General features: G+C 73.7%; 23 protein-coding genes. 11 read left to right on the top strand and 12 right to left on the bottom strand.

The features are described from left to right. The first annotated feature begins 121 nt into the window (after positions 1 to 121). The 5 genes from V6U81_RS18820 to V6U81_RS18800 all read left to right on the top strand — a co-directional run bounded on the left by V6U81_RS18820 (position 122) and on the right by V6U81_RS18800 (position 5,639). Positions 122 to 2,401, top strand: coding sequence for a putative bifunctional diguanylate cyclase/phosphodiesterase (locus V6U81_RS18820; protein ID WP_334491033.1), 2,280 nt, complete (start codon positions 122 to 124; stop codon positions 2,399 to 2,401). A 157-nt stretch (positions 2,402 to 2,558) separates the two neighbouring features. Further along, on the top strand, positions 2,559 to 3,203 hold the full coding sequence (locus tag V6U81_RS18815) for a hypothetical protein (protein ID WP_334491032.1): 645 nt from the start codon (positions 2,559 to 2,561) through the stop codon (positions 3,201 to 3,203). Positions 3,204 to 3,339: 136 nt separating this feature from the next. After that, positions 3,340 to 4,098: a MerR family transcriptional regulator gene (locus tag V6U81_RS18810; protein ID WP_334491030.1), complete on the top strand. Its 759-nt coding sequence runs from the start codon at positions 3,340 to 3,342 to the stop codon at positions 4,096 to 4,098. Between the two features lie 74 nt (positions 4,099 to 4,172). Next, positions 4,173 to 4,457, top strand: coding sequence for a putative quinol monooxygenase (locus V6U81_RS18805; RefSeq protein WP_334491028.1), 285 nt, complete (start codon positions 4,173 to 4,175; stop codon positions 4,455 to 4,457). 408 nt (positions 4,458 to 4,865) lie between these two features. Next, positions 4,866 to 5,639, top strand: coding sequence for a hypothetical protein (locus tag V6U81_RS18800; RefSeq protein WP_334491026.1), 774 nt, complete (start codon positions 4,866 to 4,868; stop codon positions 5,637 to 5,639). A gap of 14 nt (positions 5,640 to 5,653) precedes the next feature. Here V6U81_RS18800 and V6U81_RS18795 read toward each other — a convergent pair whose 3' ends face one another. After that, the gene (locus V6U81_RS18795; protein WP_334491024.1) at positions 5,654 to 7,177 is read right to left on the bottom strand and encodes a GntP family permease; all 1,524 of its coding nucleotides are present in this window, start codon (positions 7,175 to 7,177) and stop codon (positions 5,654 to 5,656) included. Positions 7,178 to 7,225: 48 nt separating this feature from the next. Continuing rightward, positions 7,226 to 8,764 carry a gluconokinase gene (locus tag V6U81_RS18790; protein WP_334491022.1) on the bottom strand — a complete coding sequence of 513 codons (1,539 nt, stop codon included), beginning with the start codon at positions 8,762 to 8,764 and terminating at the stop codon, positions 7,226 to 7,228. Positions 8,765 to 9,034: 270 nt separating this feature from the next. Between V6U81_RS18790 and V6U81_RS18785 the strand changes: the two genes are divergently transcribed. Then, positions 9,035 to 10,168 carry a hypothetical protein gene (locus V6U81_RS18785; RefSeq protein WP_334491020.1) on the top strand — a complete coding sequence of 378 codons (1,134 nt, stop codon included), beginning with the start codon at positions 9,035 to 9,037 and terminating at the stop codon, positions 10,166 to 10,168. Between the two features lie 15 nt (positions 10,169 to 10,183). On the opposite strand, the gene V6U81_RS18780 is transcribed toward V6U81_RS18785, so the two are convergent. From V6U81_RS18780 to V6U81_RS18770, 3 genes are all read right to left on the bottom strand, one after another. After that, the gene (locus tag V6U81_RS18780) at positions 10,184 to 10,624 is read right to left on the bottom strand and encodes a VOC family protein (RefSeq protein ID WP_334491018.1); all 441 of its coding nucleotides are present in this window, start codon (positions 10,622 to 10,624) and stop codon (positions 10,184 to 10,186) included. An 87-nt stretch (positions 10,625 to 10,711) separates the two neighbouring features. Next, positions 10,712 to 11,275, bottom strand: a complete 564-nt coding sequence (locus tag V6U81_RS18775) for a hypothetical protein (RefSeq protein ID WP_334491017.1) — start codon at positions 11,273 to 11,275, stop codon at positions 10,712 to 10,714. A 96-nt stretch (positions 11,276 to 11,371) separates the two neighbouring features. After that, positions 11,372 to 12,043 (bottom strand): hypothetical protein, encoded by a 672-nt coding sequence (locus tag V6U81_RS18770; protein WP_334491016.1) that lies wholly within the window; start codon positions 12,041 to 12,043, stop codon positions 11,372 to 11,374. A 68-nt stretch (positions 12,044 to 12,111) separates the two neighbouring features. On the opposite strand from V6U81_RS18770, the gene yidD (V6U81_RS18765) reads away from it, so the two are divergent. The 3 genes from yidD (V6U81_RS18765) (at position 12,112) to V6U81_RS18755 (ending at position 14,130) form a co-directional block, all read left to right on the top strand. Continuing rightward, positions 12,112 to 12,504, top strand: a complete 393-nt coding sequence (gene yidD / locus V6U81_RS18765; protein ID WP_334491015.1) for a membrane protein insertion efficiency factor YidD — start codon at positions 12,112 to 12,114, stop codon at positions 12,502 to 12,504. A 74-nt stretch (positions 12,505 to 12,578) separates the two neighbouring features. Further along, complete coding sequence (gene yidD / locus V6U81_RS18760; protein WP_334491013.1) at positions 12,579 to 12,935, top strand: membrane protein insertion efficiency factor YidD; 357 nt, start codon at positions 12,579 to 12,581, stop codon at positions 12,933 to 12,935. 472 nt (positions 12,936 to 13,407) lie between these two features. After that, positions 13,408 to 14,130: a phosphotransferase family protein gene (locus tag V6U81_RS18755; protein ID WP_334491011.1), complete on the top strand. Its 723-nt coding sequence runs from the start codon at positions 13,408 to 13,410 to the stop codon at positions 14,128 to 14,130. A 9-nt stretch (positions 14,131 to 14,139) separates the two neighbouring features. On the opposite strand, the gene V6U81_RS18750 is transcribed toward V6U81_RS18755, so the two are convergent. The 4 genes from V6U81_RS18750 to V6U81_RS18735 all read right to left on the bottom strand — a co-directional run bounded on the left by V6U81_RS18750 (position 14,140) and on the right by V6U81_RS18735 (position 18,697). After that, a complete protein-coding gene (locus V6U81_RS18750) occupies positions 14,140 to 14,508 on the bottom strand; it encodes a VOC family protein (RefSeq protein ID WP_334491122.1) in 369 nt (122 codons plus the stop codon). 101 nt (positions 14,509 to 14,609) lie between these two features. After that, a complete protein-coding gene (locus V6U81_RS18745) occupies positions 14,610 to 15,104 on the bottom strand; it encodes a hypothetical protein (protein WP_334491009.1) in 495 nt (164 codons plus the stop codon). Positions 15,105 to 15,201: 97 nt separating this feature from the next. Continuing rightward, entirely contained in the window at positions 15,202 to 17,490 is a 2,289-nt protein-coding gene (locus V6U81_RS18740; RefSeq protein ID WP_334491007.1) for a hypothetical protein, read from the bottom strand. Between the two features lie 247 nt (positions 17,491 to 17,737). Next, entirely contained in the window at positions 17,738 to 18,697 is a 960-nt protein-coding gene (locus tag V6U81_RS18735; RefSeq protein WP_334491005.1) for an endonuclease/exonuclease/phosphatase family protein, read from the bottom strand. A 434-nt stretch (positions 18,698 to 19,131) separates the two neighbouring features. On the opposite strand from V6U81_RS18735, the gene V6U81_RS18730 reads away from it, so the two are divergent. Beyond that, positions 19,132 to 20,457, top strand: a complete 1,326-nt coding sequence (locus V6U81_RS18730; protein ID WP_334491004.1) for a hypothetical protein — start codon at positions 19,132 to 19,134, stop codon at positions 20,455 to 20,457. A 56-nt stretch (positions 20,458 to 20,513) separates the two neighbouring features. Here the strand turns inward: V6U81_RS18730 and V6U81_RS18725 are convergent, their stop codons facing one another. From V6U81_RS18725 to V6U81_RS18715, 3 genes are read right to left on the bottom strand one after another with little or no spacing between them, the layout of a single operon-like run. Next, positions 20,514 to 21,479 carry an NAD(P)-dependent alcohol dehydrogenase gene (locus V6U81_RS18725; RefSeq protein ID WP_334491003.1) on the bottom strand — a complete coding sequence of 322 codons (966 nt, stop codon included), beginning with the start codon at positions 21,477 to 21,479 and terminating at the stop codon, positions 20,514 to 20,516. Continuing rightward, positions 21,476 to 21,700: a helix-turn-helix transcriptional regulator gene (locus V6U81_RS18720; protein WP_477463474.1), complete on the bottom strand. Its 225-nt coding sequence runs from the start codon at positions 21,698 to 21,700 to the stop codon at positions 21,476 to 21,478. The genes V6U81_RS18725 and V6U81_RS18720 overlap by 4 nt, the downstream gene beginning before the upstream one ends. Further along, positions 21,694 to 22,122, bottom strand: a complete 429-nt coding sequence (locus V6U81_RS18715) for a hypothetical protein (RefSeq protein WP_334491002.1) — start codon at positions 22,120 to 22,122, stop codon at positions 21,694 to 21,696. Before V6U81_RS18715 ends, V6U81_RS18720 begins: the two co-directional genes overlap by 7 nt. A gap of 172 nt (positions 22,123 to 22,294) precedes the next feature. Here V6U81_RS18715 and V6U81_RS18710 point away from each other — a divergent pair. Continuing rightward, positions 22,295 to 23,312: hypothetical protein (locus V6U81_RS18710; RefSeq protein WP_334491000.1), on the top strand; the 1,018-nt coding region annotated here is incomplete at its 3' end.

The raw sequence follows: 23,312 nt of genomic DNA, 5'->3' as shown, positions 1-23,312 counted from the left end.
CGAGCCGGGTCCACCGGCCCTGGTGCGCACACCTGCCGATGGCTAGGCTTGCCGCGTTCGCCGTCCGTGACCGGTCCTCACCGTCGAGGTGCGTGCAGGAGAGAGAGCCGGAGCGATCACCGTGCTGCCCCAGGACGCCGGCCCCATCGCCGTGGCGCCGTCCCGATCCGCCCGCCCGCATCGCCTCGGCGCGATCGTCGCGTCGGCGGTCGTGGTCGCGGAGCTGGGTTGGCTGGTCGCGGCGCTGCCCGGAGCGGCCCTGGCCAGCGACCTCGGCGCGGTCGCCCTGGCGGCCTGGGCGACGCTCGCCTGCCTCGGCGCCGCGCGGCGACACCCTGTCCCGCTGCGCCGGTTCTGGCTGCTGCTCGCGCTGACCATGGCGCTCGCCGCCGTCGGCCGGACACTCTGGACGATCGAGCGGCTCGGCGGTGCGGAGCTGCCGCACACCCCGCTGGTCGGCGGGGCCTTCACCGCCGGCATCGTCACCGGCACCGCCGCGCTGCTCTGCTCACTGACCGCGCCGCGCAGCCTGGTCGGCCGGGCCCGCACCGTGCTGGACGGGGTGATCGTCGCGCTCGCCCTGATCCCGGTCGGCTGGGTGGTGGTGTTCCGCGACGTCGCCGCCGCCGACCTCGCCGATCCGTTGCGCACCTTCGGGCTGCTCTACCCGATGCTCGACCTGATGCAGCTGACCATCCTGGTGGCGGTGGCCGGCCCGTCCCGGCCGGTGTGGCGGCCGCTGACCCTGATCGGGGCGAGCCTGGCCACCCGGGCCGGCGCCGACGCGGTCTACGTCTCCCTCGTCGCCCACGGCACTTACGCCCCCGGCCATCCCATCGACGTCTGCTGGCCGCTGAGCTACCTGCTGATCGGCGTCGCGGCCACCCGACCCCCGCCGGCGGCCTGCGACAGCGCCGACGAGGCGGCCGAGTCGCCGTTGCCGCCCTGGTGGCGGGTGGCCCTGCCGTACCTGCCGGTGGGCGGGGCGATCATCGCGGTGATGCTGGCCCGCCGGCCCACCGGGCAGACCCCGCACCTGGTCTTCATCGGCATGATGATGCTGCTCGGGATGCTCGCGCTGCGCCAGGGGCTGGCCGCCAACGAGAACCTGCGCCTGGTCGCCCGGCTGCGCCGGCTCGCCTACGACGACCAGCTCACCGGGCTGCCGAACCGGCTGGCGTTCAACCGGCGGCTGCGCCGCGCGCTGCGCGACGGGCCGCGGGTGGCCGTCCTGCTCCTCGACCTGGACGGGTTCAAGCAGGTCAACGACCGGTTCGGGCACGCCACCGGTGACACCCTGCTGACCCGCATCGCCGAGCGCATGCGGCTTGCGGTCGGCGGCGACGGGACGATCGCCCGGCTCGGCGGGGACGAGTTCGCGGTGCTGGTCGACGGCGCCCGGCCGGTACCGCCGGAGCGGCTCGCCGAGCGGCTGCTCGCCGCCCTGCACCCCTCGCCGGGCGAGGAGGACGTCGGCATCCACCCGTCGGCCAGCATCGGCATCGCCGAGTACGGCCCGCAGCACGCCTCCCACACCGACCTGCTCCGCGACGCCGACATCGCGATGTACGCGGCCAAGGCCGCCGGGAAGTCCGCGTACCGGACCTGCACCCCGGCGCTGCGCGAGTCGGCGGTGACCCGCGCCGAGCTGATCGCCGACCTGCGCCGCGCCGTCGACGAGAAGCAACTGCACCTGGAGTACCAGCCGATCGTCGACCTGGCCACCGGCGCGGTGCGCAGCGCCGAGGCGCTGGTGCGCTGGCGGCACCCCCGGCTCGGCACGCTCGGCCCGGCGGCGTTCCTGCCGCTGGCCGAGGAGACCGGGCTGATCGTGCCGATCGACCGGTGGGTGATCCACGAGGCCTGCCGGGCCGCGGCCGACTGGCGGGAACGGGTGCCGGAGGCCACCGTGGCGGTGAACATCGCCGCCGCGCACCTGCGCCGCCCCGACCTGATCGCCACGGTCACCGCGGCCACCGCGGGCGCCGGGCTGGCCCCCCGTGCGCTCACCCTGGAGCTGACCGAGTCGGCGCTGATCGACGGCAGCGAGGCGGTGCTGGAACGGCTGCGCCAGCTGCGCGAGCTGGGCATCCGCATCGCCATCGACGACTTCGGCACCGGCTACTCCTCGCTGAGCTACCTGCACCGGATCCCGGCGACCGAGTTGAAGATCGACCGGTCGTTCGTGTCCCGGCTGGATTCCGACGCCCGGGCGTACGCGACGGTGGAGATGGTGACCCGGCTGGCGGCCGCGTTCGACCTGGTCGTGATCGCCGAGGGGGTGGAGACCGAGGGGCAGCACGCGGCGGTCACCGCCATCGGCTGCGTGCACGGCCAGGGCTACCGGTACGGCCGGCCAGGCGGACTGGCCGAGCTGCGCGCGCTCTCCGCCGCGGTCTGAGCCGCCCGCGCCCGGCCGGTCGGCCCGGCGCCGAGGGGGCCGAAGGTCCCGAGCGGTACGGGGGGTTCGGCCCTGACCGCAGTGGACGGTCCCCGCCGATGATGGGACGAGCAACGACGACCCCCACCATTCCCTTCCCCCGCACCGGGAGCATGACATGAAGCGACGCACCCTTGACCTGCTGTTCAGCATCGGCGGGCTGGGCCTCACGGTCCTGCTCCTGGTCGCCGGCATCGTCCTCACCACCAACGCGAACTTCGCCAACGACTACGTACGCGACCAGCTGGGCGCGCAGCACATCACCTTCAAGTCGGCCGACACCCTCACCGACGAGGAGAAGAAGGCCGACTGCCTGGTCGAGTACGCCGGCAAGCCGATGACCACCGGCAAGCAGGCCGAGTGCTACGCCAACCAGTTCATCGGGCTGCACCTGAAGTCCATCGCCGATGGCAAGACCTACGCCGACCTCGGCCAGCCGCAGAGCGCGCTGAAGGCCCAGGTCGAGCAGGCCACCAAGACCAACGACCCGGCCCTGGCCGACCTGCAGAAGCAGCTGGCGGACGTCAGCGCCCAGCGGGACACCGTGTTCAAGGGCGAGACGCTGCGCGGCCTGCTGCTCACCTCGTACGGCTTCAGCGAGTTCGGCCGCAAGGCCGGCCAGGCGGCCCTGGTGGTCTTCATCGGCGCGGCGCTGCTCCTGCTGCTCTCGCTCGCCGGCCTGGTGCACGCCTTCCGCACCCCGCCCACCGAGACGTTCGCCGCCCCGGCCTCGGCGGGGAAGAAGGACCGCGTCACCGCCTGACCGTTCCGACTCGACCGCCCCCGGTCTCCTCCCCCCTCGGGAGACCGGGGGCGGTCGCGCGTGGGGCGGGCGCAGAATCGGGCTTGACCCTCACGCCACGGCAGGCCGGAGGCTCGATCGCGGAAGGGAGGGAACCATGGCGTACACGGTGGGTCAGGTGGCCCGGGCGGCCCGGGTGACGGTCCGGACGCTGCACCACTACGACGAGATCGGGCTGCTCTCGCCGAGCGGCCGGACGGCGGCCGGCTACCGCCGCTACGACGACGCGGACCTGGAGCGGTTGCAGCAGATCCGCTACTACCGGGAGCTGGGGTTCCCGCTGGACGAGATCGCGGCGATCCTCGACGACCCGGCCGCCGACCCGGCGGCGCACCTGCGCCGGCAGCACGAGCTGCTGACCGGGCGGATCGGGAAACTCCAGGAGATGGTCGCCGCGATCGAGCACGCGATGGAGGCGAGAAGGATGGGCATTTCCCTGACCCCGGAGGAGCGGTTCGAGGTGTTCGGGGACTTCGACCCGGACGCGCACGCCGAGGAGGCGGAGCGGCGCTGGGGGGAGACCGAGGCGTACCGGGAGTCGAACCGGCGGGTGGCCGGCTACTCGAAGGAGGACTGGCTGCGGCAGAAGGCCGAGACGGCGGACTGGGAGCGGCGGATCACCGCGACGATGACCTCGGGCGCGCCGGCCGACTCGGCGCAGGCCATGGCGCTGGCCGAGGAGCACCGCCAGGCCATCGGCCGCTGGTTCTACGACTGCTCGTACGAGATGCACACCGGACTGGCCGACATGTACCTGGCCGACGAGCGTTTCACCGCCCACTACGAGAAGGTCGCGCCGGGGCTGGCCGCCTACCTGGCCGAGGCGATCCACGCCAACGCGATCAGCCGCGCCTGAGCCGTACCGGTGAGTGTGCCGCCCTCCCGGCGTCAGTATGGGGAGGGCAGCACACTCACCGTCGGAGGTCAGCAGTGTTCATCGTCGCCGGCAGTCTCTACGTCGACCCGGCCGGGCGGGACGCGTACCTGGCGTCCTGCGTGGAGGTGGTCCGCCAGGCCCGCTCCGCGCCCGGCTGCGTCGACTTCGCGGTCAGCGCGGACCTGGTCGAGCCCGGCCGGATCAACGTGTACGAGCGGTGGGAGTCCGACGCCCAGTTGCTCGCCTTCCGGGGTGCCGGCCCGAGCGAGGAGCAGGCGACGGCGATTCTCGGCGCCGAGGTGCACCGCTACCCCATCTCCGGCGTCGAGGCGCCCTGACCGGTCGAGCGTGCGGGCCGGTCGGTGGGCGGGCCGTGCGCTGGTGCGGGGGGTCTGCTGCCGAGGCAGACCCCCCGCCTGACAGCCGCCGTCGTGGATGATTCTGGGAAGAGCAGTATGACGCTGCGTCATAATTATGACTCTCCGTCATATCGCTCATCGCGGAATCCTTCCGATCGCGCGGGCACGCCCGCGTCCGGAGTGCCGGGAGTCCGCCACGTCCGGATGTGTCCGGCAGGCCGCCGGGCCACCAGACCACCAGACCGTCGGGCCGCCGGGCGACCGGACCGTCGGGCCACCAGACGGCCGGTCGGCGCCGGCGGCCGGTCCGGCTAGGCTGGCCGGACCGCACCGTTCTCAGCGTCGATCGGCTCCGCCGGCGGGCGCGCCGCCCGCGAGGAGTCGTCCGTGAAGCACCCCGAGCTGGCCATCACCGGCCTGGTCCTGGCCGTTGCCCTCGGCGGCACCGCCGGCTGCTCGTCCGACGAACGAGCCGCGGGCCCGCAGGCGAGCGCGGCGACCACCCCGGCCGCCGACGCGGACCCGGCCGCCGTGCTGGCCGGCGCGGCGGCGAAGGTCGACCAGCAGAGCTACCGGCTGACCGTGGGCTCCGGCGGTGGCGACGCGGGGGACGGCACCACCCTGGTCTGGGACCCGGCGCAGCGCCGTGGCCTGGAGACCACCTCGCTGGCGGTGGCGAACGGCAAGGTGACCATCGAGCGGCTCGTCACCGGCCCCGAGGTCTACGTGAAGATCACCGCTCCGGACCGGCGGGTGCCGTCCTGGGACGGGCGTACCTGGTGGCACGTCGGCGCGGCCGCCACCGCCCGGAAGACCGGCCTGGACACCACCCGGATCGCCAGCACCCTCGGCGCCTCGACCGGGGTCCGCCGCACCGCCGACCGGGAGTACGCCGGCACCCTCGACCTGCGGGGCAGCGCCGCCGTGCTCGGTGACGGCATCGGCGGCATCCTCGGCGACCGGGCCGCCGCGGTGCCGTTCACCGCCGCCGTGGACGAGCGGGGCCGGCTGGTCCGCTACCGCATCGAGCTGGCCGCCCAGCAGGGCCAGGCCTCCGCGCTCGACCTGACGTACGCCGACTTCGGGCTGCCGGTGCGGGCGGAGCAGCCGGCGGCGGACGTGATCGGGGAGAACCCGCCGAGCAACATCCCCGGCGCCTGACACGCCACGGCGCGCTACAGCAGCAGGTTGAGCAGGAGGACGCCGAGGAAGCCGACCACCGAGATGATGGTCTCCATCACCGACCAGCTCTTGATGGTCTGCCCGACGGTCAGCCCGAAGTACTCCTTGACCAGCCAGAAGCCGGCGTCGTTGACGTGCGAGAAGAACAGCGAACCGCAGCCGATGGCCAGCGCCAGCAGCGCCACCTCGGTGCCCTGGAGCGTTTCGGCCAGCGGCGCGACGATGCCCGCCGCGGTGATGGTGGCGACGGTGGCCGAGCCGGTGGCCACCCGGATGCCGACGGCCACCAGCCAGCCCAGCAGCAGCGGCGAGAGGTTCGCGCCCTCGGCGGCGTCCGCGACCAGGTTGCCCACCCCCGCGTCCACCAGGACCTGCTTGAAGCCACCGCCGGCGGCGACGATCAGCAGGATGCCGGCGATCGGCGGTAGCGACCCGCCGAGGAAGCCGGAGACCTGGCTGCGGCTGAAACCGGTCCGATAGCCGAGGAAGATCATGGCGAAGATGACCCCGGCCAGCAGGGCGATGATCGGGGTACCGACGATGTCCAGCGCCTTGCGTCCCGCGGTGTCCTCGTCGAGGAGCAGCTCGCCGATCGCCCGCAGGAGCATCAGCGCCACCGGTAGCAGGACGGTGATGACCGCGGCCCACAGGGCGGGCGCGCGGCGCGCCCGCACCGCCTCGGCGCCGGCCTCGTCGATCGGCTCGCCGGGGCGGCCGGTACCCGGGTTGACCAGGTCGTCCTCGTTGACCAGGTCCCCGTCGGCGTCGACCGGGCCGCGACCGGTGGCGGCGGGCCCCCGCCCGCCGCCGACGGCCAGCGGTCGCCGGGTGGGCAGCAACGCCTCCGGGGCGGTGGCGGGCACGTAGCGGGCGATGAAGTTACCGAAGACCGGACCGGCGACGATCACCGTCGGGATGGCGACCAGGAGGCCCAGCGCGAGGGTCTGGCCGAGGTTGGCGCCGAGGGCGTCGATCGCGACCAGCGGGCCCGGGTGGGGCGGCACCAGGCCGTGCAGCACCGACAGGCCGGCCAGCGCCGGGATGCCGATCTTCATCAGCGGCACGTCGGTGCGCAACGAGACCAGCAGCACGATCGGCACCAGCAGCACCACGCCGACCTCGAAGAAGAGCGGCAGGCCGATAAGGGCGGCCACGCCGGCCATCGCCCAGGGCAGCGCCCCGCCGGAGACCCGGCCGACCACCCGTTCGACGATGCTGTCCGCGCCACCGGACTCGGCGAGCAGGCCGCCGATCATCGCGCCGAGGGCGATCAGCAGGCCGACCCCGCCGACGGTGGACCCCACCCCGCCGCTGAACGAGGTGACGATCTTGTCGGGGCTCACGCCTGCGACCACGCCGAGCACGGCCGCACCGAGGATCAGCGACAGGAACGGATGGACCTTGCCCCAGGCGATGAGGAGCACCACCGCGGCGATGCCCAGCAGGGCCGCGATGATCAGTTGGGTGTTACCGGCGTCGGTTAGTGGCTCCGCCGGTGCGGCGAGAACAGTGATCACGGTAATCACGACCTTCGGACGGCGTCCGACCCGAGCGGGGACGGGCGATCACATGGGTGCGGGAGCGGGCGGTGGTTCCGCCGGCAGGCTGGGTGCCAGCCGTCGCAGGGACGCGAAGGTCGGGACCAGCGCGTCGTACAGTTCGGAGAAGAGCGGGAGCAGGGCGGCGTAGGTGGCCGCCGCGGCGGGCTCGGGGCGTACCGTCTCGTCGATCTGCACCAGGTCGGCGGCGACGTCGATGGACGGGATCAGGCCGAGCGCCTGCATGCCGAGCAGCGCGGCGCCGAAGCCGGAGCCCTCGTGGCCGGCGGGGAAGCGCACCGGCATGCCGAGCGCGTCGGCGAGCATCTGCCGCCACAGCGGGCTGCGGGCGAAGCCGCCGCTGGCACGGATCTCGCGCACCTCGTTGCCGGCCGCCCGGACCGAGGCCAGCACCAGGGCGAGCTGCTGGCACACCCCCTCCAACGCGGCCCGTACCAGGTGCTCGCGGCGGTGCCCGTGGGTCAACCCCACGTACGCGCCGCGCGGCAGCGCGCTCCAGTGCGGCGCCCGCTCGCTGAGCAGGTACGGCAGCATGATCAGCCCGCCGGAGCCGACCGGCGCCCGCTCGGCCAGCGCGAGCAGCTCCTCCTCGGAGTGCTCGCCCAGCTCGGGGGCGAGCGCGTCGCCGGCCCACTGCAGCACGATGCCGCCGTTGTTGATCGCGCCGCCGACCACCCAGCGGTTCTCGGTGAGCGCGTAGCAGAACACCCCGCCGAGCGGGTCGACGGCGGGTCGTTCGACGGCCACCCGGATCGCCCCGGAGGTGCCGATCGAGCAGGCCACCACGCCCGGCCTGACCGCGCCGAGGCCGAGGTTGGCCAGCGGGCCGTCGCCGGCGCCGACCACGACCGGGGTGTCGGCGGGCAGCCCGGTCGCGGCCGCCGCCTCGGCGGTGAGCGAGGGCAGCACGGTGGTGGTGGGCACCAGCTGCGGCAGCTGCTCCTCGGTGAGGCCGGCGATCCGCAGCGCCTGGGCGTCCCAGGCAAGGGTGTGGATGTCCATCAGCCCGGTGGCGGAGGCCACCGAATGGTCGGTGACGAGCGCGTCGCAGAGCCGCAGTAGCACGTAGTCCTTGATGCCGACCCAGTGCGCGACCCGCTCGAAGAGCTTCGGTTCCTGCTCGGCGAACCAGACCAGCTTCGGCAGCGGCGCCATCGGGTGCACCGGGGTGCCGGTACGCCGGTGCAGGGCCAGCCCCCACGGCGCGGCGCGCAGCCGCTCGGCCTGCGCGCTGGAGCGGGAGTCGGCCCAGGTGACCGACGGGGTGAGCGGGACACCGTCGGGGTCGAGCCCGATGAGGCTGTGCATGGCGGTGCTGAACGACAGGCCGGCGATCGGGCCGCCCAGCTCGCGGACGACCTCGCGGAGGCACTCCACCACCGCGTCGAAGATCGCCTGTGGGTCCTGCTCGGCCCACCCGGGGTGCGGTTCGTCGAGGGGATAGCCGGCGGAGTGGCTGGCGAGCTGGTGCCCGCCGGTGTCGTAGGCGACGACCTTGGTGCTGGTGGTGCCGATGTCGACGCCGAGCACTACGGAGTCGCCCACCGGTTCACCTCCTCGGTTCACGCCGGAGAGCCCCGTCGCCATACCGGCTGTGGCTGACGTTACCGACGGTTTCCGCCCCCCGCACGACGGCGGGAAACCGCGCGCCTCCGCGCCCTCCTGGGAAACATGAATCGACGCGGCGCATCCCCCTAACGTGCCGGCCGGTCGGCCGATCGGTCATTTTGTCGGCAATGGCGGTTCCGTCCGTGCTGCTCCCCTGTTAACCCGTACGACACCCTGGTTGGTGGCTCGCGCGGCGGAGGAGTCGGCGTGGCAGATACTGAATCGACGGGTTCCACCTGGCGTTACCGGTGGGCGCAGCGGCAGAACGAGCGGCGTCAGCGGTCGTACCGGGACGCCGAACAGGCGTGGCAGTGCCGCGCCGACGAGCTGCGGCGGCTGCGTACCCTCGCGGTCGACCTCCAGGGGTCGGTGGCGGCGGGCGCGGGCCTGCCCCTGGAACTGGCCCCCGGTGAGCTGGTCTTCTGGACGATGCCGGCCGCGCAGCTGGTCGAGGTGCGGCACACCGCCGTGCTTCCCGCGCCCGACCTGACCGTCGAGGTCGACGCCGTGCCGCTGCACCACCGCCTCCCGGACGGGGTGCGGCCCGTCGACGCCGGCATCGCCGTGCTCACCAACCGCCGGCTGGTCCTGCTCGGCGGGCGCGGCCGGCGCGACTGGGCGTACGGGAAGATGACCGGCCTGTCCCACGACGCGGCGGCCCCGGTGACCCTGATCCAGGTGCTCGACCGGCGGCGCACCTCCGGTCTGCTGCTCCCCGCCGGTGCCGCCGCCGACTTCCGGTTCATCCTCACCCTGGCCTTCGCCGACGCCATCGAGCAGCGCGCCTCGGTGGCCGCCCAGCTCGACGAGCTGATCGCCGAGCACGCGCAGACCCAGCCGTTCCGGCCGCCCATCGCCACCCCCGCGCAGGCCCGGCTCGCCGCCCGGGTACCCGGCGGCCGGCGCACCGTCGCCGTGGCCGCCGCACTCACGCTGATCGTCCCGGCGGTGCTCTTCGAGTCCGATCCGCCGGTCAGCCCCGGCCCGGAGGTCGCGGCCGCCGCCACCCCCGCCGCCACCACCGCCGCCCCCACCCAGGCCCGCCCGCAGGCGAAGCCGAAGGCGACGGCCAGCCCGCGGCCGTCGTCGTCCCCGGCCGCCGCGGCGCGCGGATCGCTCTGCGGCGCGCCGGCCAACCCGATGGGGTACGACTTCTGCGCCGTCGGGACGCGGGTGCGCAAGCCCGACCACCGGGTCTGCGACTGGTTCGACTGCGTCCAGGAGTTCTGGGCCGGCCGTGGCTACCTGGTCCAGTGCGGGGACGGCTCGGTCAGCCTGACCGGCGGCCGGCCGAGCGCCTGCTCCGGACACCAGGGGGTGCGGCGCACCGTCCACACTTGACGGTCGGCTGCCGCCTCAGCTTCCGGCGCCGAAGTCGGGCAGGGTGAGGGTGCCGTCCTCGGCGAGCGCGAAGCCCGGGTTGTGGGCGATCTCCCAGACGTGGCCGTCGGGGTCGGCGAAGCAGCCGGCGTAGCCGCCGTAGAAGGTCTCCGCCGCCGGCCGGGTGAGCCGCGCGCCGGCCTGGGCGGCAACGGCGAGGATCTGATCGACCTCGGCGCGGGAACGGACGTTCTGCGCCAGCGTGATCCCGCCGAAGCCGTCCCCGCCGCGCTGGTCGTCGACGCCCGCGTCGGCGGCCAGCTTGGCGCGGCCCCAGAGCACCACGGCCAGGCCGCCGGCCTGGAAGAAGACGGTCTCCTCGACCTCCTGGCCCCGCCAGCCGAGCCGTTCGTAGAACGCCCGGGCGCGGGGCAGGTCGGCGACGCCGAGGGTGACCAGACTGATCCGCTGTTCCATGCCTCGGACCGTACCGCCATCACTCTGCTCGGCCCGGTCGCCGTGCTGGTCGGACTCTCCGTGCTGGTCGCCCTCGCACGGCTCGGCTCAGCGGTCCGCCCGGGCGAGGGGCAGGAGGCCGGCGAAGACGAGTGCCGCCCCGACCGGCAGCAGGTCCAGGTCGACGGCGAGCGCGACGAACCCGACGAACGCCAGCGCCGGTCCCCACCCTGGCAGCAGCCGAGGCCGGACCGTGGCGGCGCGGACCAGCAGGATGAGCAGGCCGAGCTGGAACAACGCCGGCCCGACGGTGAGCACCGGATCGGGGACGGTGTCGGCGACCCGGGGGAACAGGTCGCCGAGGATCACCCAGACGAAGGCGGCGGCCCCCAGCAGGCCTGCCACCGTGGCCACCTCGACCAGCACCCGCGACCGGCGCGCGACACCGAGAAGGGCGCGGCGTAGGCCGAGGAGCAGGCCGGCGAAGCCGAGGATGCCGAGCAGGAACAGGGTGTGCCCGACGTCCCAGGCGAGGCCGTCGTGGCGCTGGCCGTTGAGGCCGTCGACCAGCCGGCAGAGGCCGTAGAGGATCAGCAGGATCGGGGCGATGAGCGCGGCCAGCCGCGTCGGCGTGGTGAGCGGCACGATGGTTCGGGTATCGGTGGCGGTCATTCCCAGAGGCTGGCAGGGCGACGGTCCCCGTTCATCCGGGTCTTCCCGTAGCCGTCCCCGGACGTCGCCCCGAGCGCGCCCGGGGTCGCCGTCGTCCTACGCCTCGGGGTGCGGTTCGCGCTCGGTGGCGGGCGCTCCCTGCCACCGCCAGCGGCCCAACCGCTCCCGGCCCGGCAGTTCGCCCCGGCCGGTGGCCCAGAGCAGCGTCGGCCACGGCTCGGTGTCGGTGGGCGCGTCGGGGAAGAGCCGGTGCCGCACCCGTGCGCACAGCTCCGGGTCGGGCCGCCAGTCGAGGCCGAGGCCGGCGGCGACGTCGTGCAGGTGCACGAGGGTTTCCACCACGCCCATCGCGGCGAACCCCTCCGGGTCGGCGACGCCGAAGACGTGGTGCGCCCGGGTCTCGGGCGGGGTGATCGTCACGGTGCCGGCCAGGAAGGCGCCGGACGCCTCCAGCACCTGCACCAACCCGGCGTTGCCAGACTTCGGGTCGGCCCAGATGCTCAGGGCCGGCCCGCCCGGCCGGCGCGGTTCGCAGCCGAACGGCACGTGCCCGTCCAGGGGTGGCCGGCGCGGACCGAGCTGACCCGCGTACGCGAAGAGGTCGTCGGCGACGTGCTCCAGGGTCTCCCAGCAGTCCCAGTCGAGGGCGCCGGCGGGTACTCGCCAGTCCCGGTCCAGGGCGGTGGTGAGCAGGTCGGCCGCCGCATGGGTGGCGGTCAGGACGTCGGCGGCGGTGACCGGGCCGGGCGGTGGTGTCGGTGTGGGCATCGGCAGACGATAGCCGCGCGTCGCCGTCGTCCTCCACGCGGTTTGCGGGAGTGCTCCACCATGTACCCGTGATCAACAGGCTCTGGGGCCGGCGGACCCACCAGAAGAAGAAGAAGCGCGACTGCGACGTCTGCGACATCGACTGCGACTTCTGCGACTGCGACGGCCCGGACTGCTGCGACTTCGGGCTCTTCTCGCTCCTGCTCACCCTCGGCGCCACCACCGCCCGGGTCAGCCGGGCACCCGTCGTGGACCGGGCCGGTCGGGCGGCGATCCTGGGCTACCGCCGTTGGCTGTCGCACCGCTGGCCTGGCCAGTGCCGCTACACCCCCACGTGCAGCGCCTACGGGCTGACCGCTGTCGAGCGGTACGGCCTGGCGGTCGGCGGCCGGATGGCGGCGGACCGGCTGCGCCGCTGCCGGCCCGGGGTGCCGCGCGGCACCCACGATCCGGTCGGGTAGCCGCGCGCAAGCGCCCCTGCGCATTTCCGCAGGGGCGCGCGACACCTTTGCGGCGCTGTCGCATCATGTACGCCGTGACGGACACCGAACAGCAGAAGCCGATGGACAAACGCGGGCAGTGCGCCTGGTGCGACGGCTGCGCGGGCTGCGACCTCGGGCTCTTCTCCCTGCTGCTCACCTTCGGCGCGGCGGCCGCCCGGGTGAGCCCGGCACCTGTCGCGGACCGGGCCGGCCGGGCGGCGATCCTCGGCTACCGTCGGTGGCTGTCGCACCGCTGGCCCGGCCGGTGCCGCTACACCCCCTCGTGCAGCACGTACGGGCTGACCGCCGTCGAGCGGTACGGGCTGGCGGTGGGCGGCCGGCTGGCGGCGGACCGGGTGCGCCGCTGCCGGCCCGAGGTGCCCCGGGGCACGTACGACCCGGTGCGGTAAAGCGCTCGCCGGGGTACGCGCCCCGGCGCTACCTTCCCGGCGTGAAGCGCACCGTGCACCTGGTCCTCGTCGATCCGTCGGGTCGGCTGCTCGGGGCGTTGCCGCCGTTCGACGTGCCCGCGCCCTGGTGGCAGGAGGTCGAGTCGGTGGTGGCCGCCGCCCGGCGAGAGCACGGCGTCGAGGTGACGGTGCTGCGGCTGCTCGCCGCGGAGGATGAGCGGCCGCCCGGGGGAGTGGTGACCTACCTGGCGGAGGTGGCCGAGGCTGTCCGCGTACCCCTGAATCCGGTGACGGCGGACCTGGCGCCGCAGCCGCGGCGGGCGCCCTACGCGGCGCCGGGCGGGCCGGCGGCGAGCCTGGCCTGGGCCGCGGCCCAGCTCGACCGGCTCGGGCGGCCGGCCACCACCATGACCCAGCAGCGCACCTGGAACCTCTCGGCGATCTGGCGGCTCGACGGGCCGCACGGCACCGCGTGGCTCAAACAGGTGCCGGCGTTCTTCCGGCACGAGGCGGCGGTGCTGCGCCGGCTCGCCGACGACCCGCGCACCCCGACACTGCTCGCCGACGACGGCGACGGGCGGATGCTGCTCGACCACGTGCCGGGGAGGACCGGTACGGCGCCGATGCCGCCGAACGCGACGCGATCGGCGCCGACCACCACGACCTTCAGCTCCGCGCGCTGCCGCTGGTCGCCCAGCTCGTCGCCGACGGGGTACCGGACCGGCGTGGCGCCGCCCTCGGCCGGTGGATCCGCGCGGCGCTCGCCGACCACCACGCGGCCGGGCAACTGGTCGGCCTGGAAGAACGCCTCGACGAGGTACGCCGCTGCGGGCTGCCGGACACCCTCGTGCACGGGGACCTGCACCCCGGCAACGCGCGCGGCGACCGGCGGCAGCGCACCATCATCGACTGGGGCGACTCGTTCGTCGGGCACCCCGCCTTCGACATCCTGGAGCTCACCCTCGAGCTTCCTGCCGAGGATTCGACCGCCCTGGTCGCCGCCTGGTGCGCGCGGTGGCGGGCCAGCGCGCCCGGCTGCGACCCGGAGCGGGCCGTGGCGCTGCTGCGGCCGGTCTTCTGGCTGCGCACCGCCGCGGTGTACGCCGACTTCCTCGCCGGGATCGAGCCGAGCGAGCGGCCCTACCACGAGGCCGACGTGCCGGAGTGCCTCGTGAAGGCGGCGGCCCTGCGCTGACCGCCCTCGTCACTCGGGGGCGTGACAGACCGCCTCGACGTTGTTCCCGTCCGGGTCGCGGACGAACGCGCCGAAGTAGGTGGCGTGGTACTCGGGCCACAGCCGGGGAGCGTGCAGCACCTCCGCACCGGCGGTGATCGCAGCATCGTGGAACGCCCGCACGGCGGCGCGATCCGGAGCGGTGAAGGCGATGTGCGCCTCGTGCGCCGCGCCCTCGGCCGTCATGGGACTGAGCCAGAAGTCCGGCCGGTCGACGCCATAACCCATGACGTCGCCGAACTGCATCAGCCGGCGTGCGCCCAACGGGGCGAGGACGGTGTCGTAGAACGCGGCGCTGGCGGACACGTCACGGGTCTGGATGCCCAGGTGGTCGAGCATGGGAGCGGCCTCCATCTGCAAAGGATCGACGGAGACAGGCTAGGCGTCGCCTGTGACAGCCGAAGCCCTCCGCAGCCGCCCTGCCCGCGCTGCGGAGCGGGTCAGTAGGGCAGTTCGATGCCCTGGCGGCTGGCCAGCGCCCGGTGCGCGGTGACGATGGTGTCCAGCCAGCGGGCGAAGACCTCGTCGGCCCGCAGCACCCGGGTCAGGCTGACCTCGAAGACCTCCCGGTCGGCGTGGTACGCCTCCGCCACGTCGGGCTGCGCGGCCAGCGCCTCCTCGATCAGGTCCTCGTCGACCAGGTCGAGGCCGGTGTCGACCAGCAGCTTCACCTCGTCGCCGAGGCTGAGCACCCATCGTCGGCCGTCGCGGGTGCCCAGGTAGAGGACCTTGCAGAGCACCTCGCGGGCGAGCGCCGGCTCGCCGAGCTCGGGGTCGGCGATGGGCAGCAGCGCCCGGGGCGCGCGGTCGAGCACCGCGGCCACCGCGGGCGTGTCGAGGAGCTGGTCGCCGCGGTAGGAAATCCGTGGGCCGTCCTGTGAGGAAGGCCGCACACCGGGCACCGCGTACGCGGGAAGTGGCGAGTCTGCGCTCATGGCGTCAGTGTTCCTCATCGGTGGGTCGTGGGCGGGGAGCGCGGGCCCGGAGCCGGCCGTGGCGGCCGGCTCCGGACCGGCGGGTGTCGCTGCCGCGTCAGTCCAGCGGCATGTGGATGGTGAACGTGATGCCCTTCGCCACCAGGCAGTCCAGCAGCTTGTCGGAGATGCCGAGGCTGTTGAACGGCGCCGAGCGGGGGCCACCGCCGTGCGGCACGAAGTGGTAGTGGATGCCGACGATCTTCCGGTTGCCGAAGCCCCGGTCGGCGTTGTCCGCCTGGATCTTGGCCTGGTTGGCCGGATCCTTGTACCAGCCGTCCTTGCGGCACTGGATGACGTGCGCGTCATCCTCCTCGCTCGGCAGGCCGGCCTTCACCTCGTGCAGGATGTAGTCGCCGTTGGCGTCCTCCTCGGCGAAGTCGGCCCGGCGGCCGCCGTCGAAGGGCCCGTCGGCGTCGGGGCCGGGCTTGCGCAGGTAGAACTGCGGCTGGCCCCTCCTGCCGGCCAGGATGTCGGTGACCAGCAGGTTCTCGGCGTCCGGGAAGTTGTAGACCCAGCGGACCTTCGGGCCCTCGACGTGGTTGGGCCGCCAGGTCGCCCGGTACAGCTTCGCCACGTCGGTGCGCTCGCTGGCCAGCAGCTTGTAGAACTGCTTCTTGCTCAGCTTCGAGCCGGCGGCCGCCGCGAGCGCGGTGCCGTCCGGCTCGACCAGCCCGGCCCACACCTCCGGCACGATCAGCTGGAAGGTGAGGTCCTTGACGACGTCCGGGACCTTGTCGTACTTGGCGACGAAGCGCAGCACCTCGTTGATCCGGTGCACGTACTTCAGCGCGAACTTCGCTGCCTTGGCCGGGATCGCCACCGCGTCGCCGCCGTACGGGATCAGGCCGAGGATGCTCAACCCGGCGCCCACCCAGTCGGCGTGGATCACCGCGGCGATGGTGTCCCGGATGTCGGCGAGGCCGCCGAGCACCCAGCCGACGACCGGGATGAAGCTCAACCCGCCGGAGCAGAGGTTGCCGGCGAGCCACGCCATCGAGTCCTTCTCGGCGAAGTCGCCGGCGAACATGCCGAGCAGGAAGTCCGACACGTACGTCCACTTGCTGATCTGCTCGTCCGGGCGGCCCGGGTCCAGGCCCTGGTCCTCGGCGTGCGCGACCTCGTAGTCGTCGCGCAGGCCGTCACCGTCGGTGTCCTGCTTCAGGCCGCTGATGTTGCGGTCGAATTCGTCGCCGTCGGAGAGGCCGTCGCCGTCGCTGTCCGGGTTGTCGGCGGAGGTGCCGTTGTCCTCCTCCACCAGGTTCAGCAGGCCGTCGCCGTCGGTGTCGGTGTCCGTGGGGACGGTGACGATCGGCGGGACGTCACCGGGCAGCGGCGGCGCCCGCGGCTGGTCCGGGACCAGCGGGTTGGTGCCGCGCGCCACCTCGTCGCCGTCGTTCAGCCCGTCGCCGTCGGTGTCCGGGTCGGTGGGCGAGGTGCCGAGCCGCTGCTCGTCGAGGTTGACCAGGCCGTCACCGTCGACATCCTCGGCGCCGTCGGCCACCGCGTCCTGGTCGGTGTCGTACGCGTTCGGACGGGTCCAGCCGGCCAGTGCGGTGATCTCGAACTTGTCGGTCAGTTGGTCGCCGTCGGAGTCGACCAGCAGTGGGCTGGAGCCGAAGCGGAGCTCCACCACGTCGATCACGCCGTCGTTGTCGTGGTCGCCGCCGTAGGTGATGCCCAGCCGGGTCAGCACGTGGAAGCCGTTGCGCCAGGCGTCGGTGGCCTGGATCGTCGCCGGTTCCGGATTGGCCTTGAGCAGCATCTCGTCGGCCTTGGCGAGATCCGCCTTCGCGTCCGCCAGGTCCGCGAACGCCTCGGTCAGCCCCGCCGGGGCGGGGGCGGGTGGCGGGCTGGCCCGGAACGGGCCGATGGTCGCCTCGGCGTCCTGGATCGCCGCGTCGGCCAGCAGTCGGACCCCAGTGAGGGTCTCGACCAGCGCGGCGACATGCGCCTGCTCGGCCTCCCCGTTGGGCGGGCTGGCGCCGGTGAGCCGGCTCTTGAGGAACGACTCCAGATGCGCCAGGTTGTCGAAGACCACCTCACCGGCGGCGGCGTCCCTGACCCGTGCCCCGTCGAAGTAGCGGGCGTCGACGTCGGCCAGCACCGGGTCGATCCGGCTGTCGCCGAGGCCGTCGCCCACGTACGGGCGCAGCGCCTCGGTGGCCTCGCTGACGTAGACCTTGGCGTCGCGGGTGTACTCGGCGGTCGGGATCTTGGCGACCTCGACCTGCCAGAGAGGCGTTTCCCCCGCGGACGCCTCGGTGGCGAAGACCACCCCGTGCAGAGCGACGACGGCGGCGGTGACGGCGGCCAGCCTTCGTCGGAACTGCTTGCGTTGTCTCATCGATACTCCTGTCTGCTCGACCGGAAATGATCATCCGAATCGTATCGACAGGAATCTTTTTCGTGGGACCCGTCGGGTCGGCTTGGCTCCGAAGAGAAGCAAGTGCCCCGGTTTGGTGAATTCAGCGCATCCAGAACTCACCGTGCGGTGTGGATCGCTTCGGGAGGTCGCGGAAGGCTTCCACCTTGTTCCCGATGGTCGAGCATCCGGGCTGGCGCGTCGGCGCCAGCCCGGAGCAGCGATCGGGTTACTGCAGGGCCAGCACGGCCAGGTAGCCGAGGTGGTCCGATGCCCACCGGCCGTCGGGGGTCTGCCGCTCGGCCCCGAAGATGAGGCTCGAGACGGGCACGACCGCCCCCCGGAACAGAACCATGTCGATGCGGTGCTCGACGTCGTCGGCGGGTTGGTTCAGGTCGTCGCCCAGACCCGCGGTGTAGCCGGGCTCATCCGGATGCAGGATCGCCCAGGTGTCCCGCATCCCGCCGGCCACCAGCGCCGCGTAGGCGAGGCGGTTCTCGGCGACGGGCAGGTCGGGGCCCGTGTTGAGGTCACCGGCGAGGACGACGTCACCCGGCGCCGCGGCCAGCGGGCCGGCCAGCAGCTCGCGGGCCTGCAGCACCCGGACACCGGGGTGGAAGGCCTCCAGGTGGGTGTTCACGAACCGGAACGGGCGTTGCCCGTGCACCACGTCCACCGCGGTCCAACCGCGGGTGCTGGTGACGGTCCCCTTCGTCGCCGCCAGCGTGAAGGTGAGGTTGTTGACGAAGTTGCCGGACGAGGAGTCGGTCACCTTCACCCGGCCGCCGTGGCGCACCAGGATCACGTCGCGCATCGTGAGCCGTACGTCCAGGTAGTGCGGTGCGCCCGCGGGCGCCTCCAGATCGGCCTCGCTCTGTACGACGGCGACGTCGTACGGGTGACCGGAACGGCTCAGCTCGCCCATGAGCAGTGCCAGGTAGTCGTACCGGACGTCGACGGCGGGTGCGGGGTCGGCGAACGTGCCGGTGCGCCAGAGCGCGACCTCCTGCAACCCGACCAGATCCGGCTTGTTCTCGGTGATCTCCTGGGCGAGCAGTTTCGCCCGGGCGGGAAAGTCGACCAGGCCGACGTGGCTGAACAGCGCGGAGTTCGCGGCCAGGAACGCCTGCGTGGTCGGCGCGCCGATGGACGGCGTCAGGTCGCCACCCAGATACAGGTTCCGGGTCATCACGGTGACTTTGGACTGTCCCTCGGCCTGGACGGGCGCGCTGACAATGCCGAGGCTGACCAGTGCGACGGCGGCCGCGAGGGTCACTCGCGCCGCTCGCCAGCGGTTGATGGGGTGTTTCGGGTGCATCCTCTTCGGTCCTCTCTCCCGGCGACGGTGCCGGACGTGAGATCGATCCGGTGGTGCGGAATGAAGACGCGCAGGGCGGTGTCGCGACCTGTCGGCGAGACGCGGCCCGAGGCGGTCCGTGCACCGTATCGCCGCACAGGCTGTCAGGGATAGGCCGCAGCGCCTGGTTCGACGCCGCCTCCACCGATCGGCCCCCACAGAACCAACCGAACCAATCGATGGCTACGGCGTGTCCTGCGCGGACGTACGCGGTTGTACCCGGGTGGACGCGGAACCCCTTCGCGATGAGAGGCGACCCCGTGGCGGTGACTGACGGGACGGCTTCGGGCTGGCGGGCCCGGTGGGTCATCCGAGAGAACGAGCGGCGGCGCACGGCGTACGAGGCCGCCGTCGAGGCGTGGCGGCGGCGCGACAACGAGCTGCGGCAGTTCTGCGCCCGGGCCGAGGAACCCGACCAGTCGGCGGAGACGCCGGTGGGGCTGCCGGTGGACCTGGAGGCCGACGAGGTCGTGGCCACCGTGCAGCCCGCGGCGGAACTCCTCGAGGTGACCGCCCGGCACACCACCGGCCTGCCCGCGTCGGACCTGACCGTCGTACCCGTGGCGGACCCGGTCCGGTCACCCGGGCTGACGAAGGGCATCGCCGTGGCTGATGCCGGCATGGCGGTGGTGACCGACCGGCGGCTGATCCTGATCGGACGCCGCGGGGTCCGGGAGTGGCCGTACCCGCAGCTCACCGGGTTGGCGCACCATCCGGAGGAGCCGTTCACCCTGCTGCACGAGGACGGCACGGGCAGGATCCGGGGAGTACGGGTGCCGCCGACCGCCGCGTCGGACTTCCGGCTGCGCCTCACCGTCGCGTACGCCGACGCCGTCGGGGAGATGGACGAGCTCCTGGACCGGCTCGACGAGGCGGTGGTGGCGCACTGGCGTACCCAACCGGCGACACCGACGCCGGCCACGCCCGCCGAGGCCCCGGCCGCCGCCCGCCTCGCCCGTCCGGCCCTGGTCGCCGCCGTCGCGGTGCTGGTGGCCCTGGCGGGGGTCGTCGGGGCGGTCCGCTGGTCCGCGTCGGACCGGCCGGTGGTCGGGATGGAGATCGGCGGCGGCCCGGGCGCGGCCTCGACCGCCCCGGCTGAACCCGAACCGTCCACCGCCATCGGCGCGCCGCTCAGCTCCACCGCTCCCACCGCCTCCACCGGCGCTCCGCCGCCGGACGCCACCACCGCGCCCGGCGGGTCCGGCCCTGGTACGGCGCCGGGGCCCACGTCCGGGCCGGCCACCTGGCCCGGACCGGGTCCGACCGCTGGTGCCACCCCGACCAGACCGTCGGCACGGCCGACGGCCACCAGCACCGGTGGCGGCCGTCCGAGCCCGTCCACCGGCTCGCCGAGCCCGACCTCGGGGGACCTGTGCGGCGCACCGGAGAACCCGTACGGCTACAACTACTGCGGCGGCTCGTACATCTACGACCCGGCGGCGGACGTCTGCGACTGGTTCGACTGCGTGGACACGTTCTGGGACGGCAAGGGCTACCTGGTGCAGTGCGAGGACGGCCTGGTCAGCATGACCGGCGTACAAGGTGGGCCGTGCGCCGGCCACGGCGGCACCCGACGCCCGGGCTATGTCTGACCGGGCCGGTGGCGCTGGTCGGCGCCGCCCGCCGCGCCCGCCGGGGCGGCGCACCGTCAGACGGTGACGACGACCTTGCCGGTGGCGTGACCGCCCTTGACGTGGCGGATGGCGTCGGGCGCCTCGGCCAGCGGCCAGGTCCGGTCGACGACCGGGGTGACCTGGCCGGCCTCGATCAGCTCGGTCAGCGCCACCAGATTCTGCGTGCTCTCCTTCGCCACCAGCGGCACCAGCCGCTGCCCGACGAGCGGGGACAGGGCCAGCGCCCGCAACTGCCGGTCGAAGCCCTGCAACCACTTCCCGTCGCTGGCCTCCCCGCCGACCAGGACGAGCGTCCCCTTCGGCGTGAGCACCCGGCGCAGCCGGGACAGGGGCCGGTTGCCGGCGGTGTCGATGACCACGTCGTACCGCTGGTCGGGCAGGTCGGCGCGGGTGTAGTCGACCACTTCCGCCGCGCCGAGGGAGCGGACCAGGTCGAGCTTGCCGGGCCCGCAGACGCCGGTGACGTGCGCGCCGGCCGCGCGGGCGAGTTGGACGGCGTACGAGCCGACGCCGCCACCGGCGCCGATGACCAGGACCCGCTGGTCGGGGCGGACCCGGGCGGCGTCGCGGACGGCGACGAGCGCGGTCTGCCCGGAGACGGGGACGGCCGCGGCCTCGGCGTAGGTGAGGTTGCCGGGTTTCGGGGCGAGCCGGTCGGCGGGGGCGAGGGCGTACGCGGCGAAGCTGCCGGCGCCGGTGCCGTAGACCGCGTCGCCGGGGGTGAACCCGGTGACGCCGGGGCCGACGGCGGTGACGAGGCCGGCCAGGTCCAGGCCGGGGACCCGGTTGCGGGGGCGGCGCAGCCCGTAGCCGAGGCGTACCGGATAGGGCAGGCCGGCCATCAGGTGCCAGACGCCGGGGTCGACGCCGGCGGCGCGGACCCGCACGAGCACCTGGCCGGGGCCGGCGATCGGCGGGTCGACGTCGGCGAGGCGGAGCACGTCGGCCGGGCCGTACCGGTCCTGGACGATGGCCTTCACGATTCCTCCTGCGGGTACTGGAACACGTCGGTCAGTGGCACGCCGAAGACGGCGGCGATCTGGAAGGCCATTTCCAGCGAGGGGGAGTAGCGGCCCTGCTCGATGGCGATGACGGTCTGCCGGGTCACCCCGACCCGGCGGGCCAGCTCGGCCTGGGTCATCTCGTCGTGGGCGAAGCGCAGCGCCCGGATGGTGTTGGTGATCCGGGTCGGCCTCACCACGACTGGAACCCCCGCCGGTAGGCGACGATCTTCGCCACCGAGCCGACCACCGCCGACAGCACGAAGCACAGGTAGATGACGTTGGCGATCCAGAACTGGTCCCAGTCGGCGAGGGCCATGCCCAGGGCGGCCACCCCGCCGACGATCACGAAGGACTGGCCGATGTGCTCGCCGATCCGGTGGATCTCCCGGTCCCGCTGGTCCTTCTCGTTGGCCCCCTCGGGCGAGACGATCGAGACCGCGATGTGCAGCACGATCGACACCAGGATCGCCCCGGCGATCGCGGCCAGCAACGGGCCCGCGTAGGAGACGTCCGCGAGCGGGTCGCCGTCCGCGCGGCCGAGGACCACCAGCACGTACGCGGCATAGCCGGCGACCGCCACCAGCGCCATGATCCAGGCGCGCTTTTCCTCGAAGGCCACGGCCACTCCCCTGTGTAAAGAATTCTTGACATGGTCAATGTAAGGCTCAGCGGACACGGTGTCAACTATTCTTTACTTACGCTCCGTCAAAGTCAGCGCTGCGGCGTGTCCTGAGGCCGGCTCGGGGGTTGTACCGGATGCCACCGAAGAATCCTCGTGAAAGGCGGCCGGAGTGACCCACGCGGACAGAACCGGTTCGGGTTGGCGGGCCCGCTGGGCCAGGCGGGAGAACGCCCGACGCCGACGTGCCCACGAGGACGCCGTCGAGGCCTGGTGCCTGCGGGGCGTACGCCTGCGACGCCTGCGGGTCGCCGCCGAGGACCGCCCGGCGATCCGGTCGGGCGTGGCCGTGGACCTGGCCGACGACGAGATCGTCGTCGCCGTCGAGCCGTCGACCGGGCTAGTCACGGTGCCGCGACACGCGAACCTGCCCCGACCCGAACTGTCCGCGCTCCCCGTCGCACCGCCGGAACCCGCGTCCGCGATGCCCGAGGGCAGCCGGGTGACCGACGCCGGCACGGCCGTGGTCACCGACCGCCGGGTCGTCCTGGTCGGTCGCAAGAGGACACACCAGTGGACGTACGCCGAGCTGACCGGTCTCGCCCACCACCCGGGGGCGCCGGTGACCCTGCTGCACGGGCCCACCGGTGCGCTGGTGGCCGGCCTCCGCGTGCCCCGGGGCGCCGCAGCCCGGTTCCGGCTGCGACTGACCATGGCGTACGCCGATGCCACCGGGCAGCGCGACGCCGTGCTCGCCGGGCTCGACCGGGCGGTGGCCGCCAACCGGCGGTCACAGCCCGCGGCGGCGACGCTGGTCAGCGCCACCCAGGCACCCGGGTACGCCCGCCTCACCCCGCCCGTGGTCGCCGCCGCCGCAGCGGCACTCGTCGCCCTGGTGGCGTTCGCCGCGACGGGCGACCCGGAGCCGACCGGCCGCCCGCCCCTCGCCCTGCCCACCCGCGGTGGCGTCGTCGTGTTCCCCAGCACCACCACCCCCACCACCCCGGGCGTCGACACCAGCATCGGGCCGACGGCCAGCAGCGGCCCCACCCTCGATCCGGTCGTGCCGGGCGGGTTCGCGCGGCGTCCGGCATCGGCGGGTCGCGCCGCCGGCCCGATGCCGCCGCGGGCCGATCGGCACGTGCCGCATCCCGCCGACCGGGCCGCCGGCCGGGGTACACGGACCGCCC

Source organism: Micromonospora lacuserhaii (assembly GCF_036902735.1).
Taxonomy (GTDB): domain Bacteria; phylum Actinomycetota; class Actinomycetes; order Mycobacteriales; family Micromonosporaceae; genus Micromonospora.
This window is presented reverse-complemented; position numbering and strand designations above follow the sequence as displayed.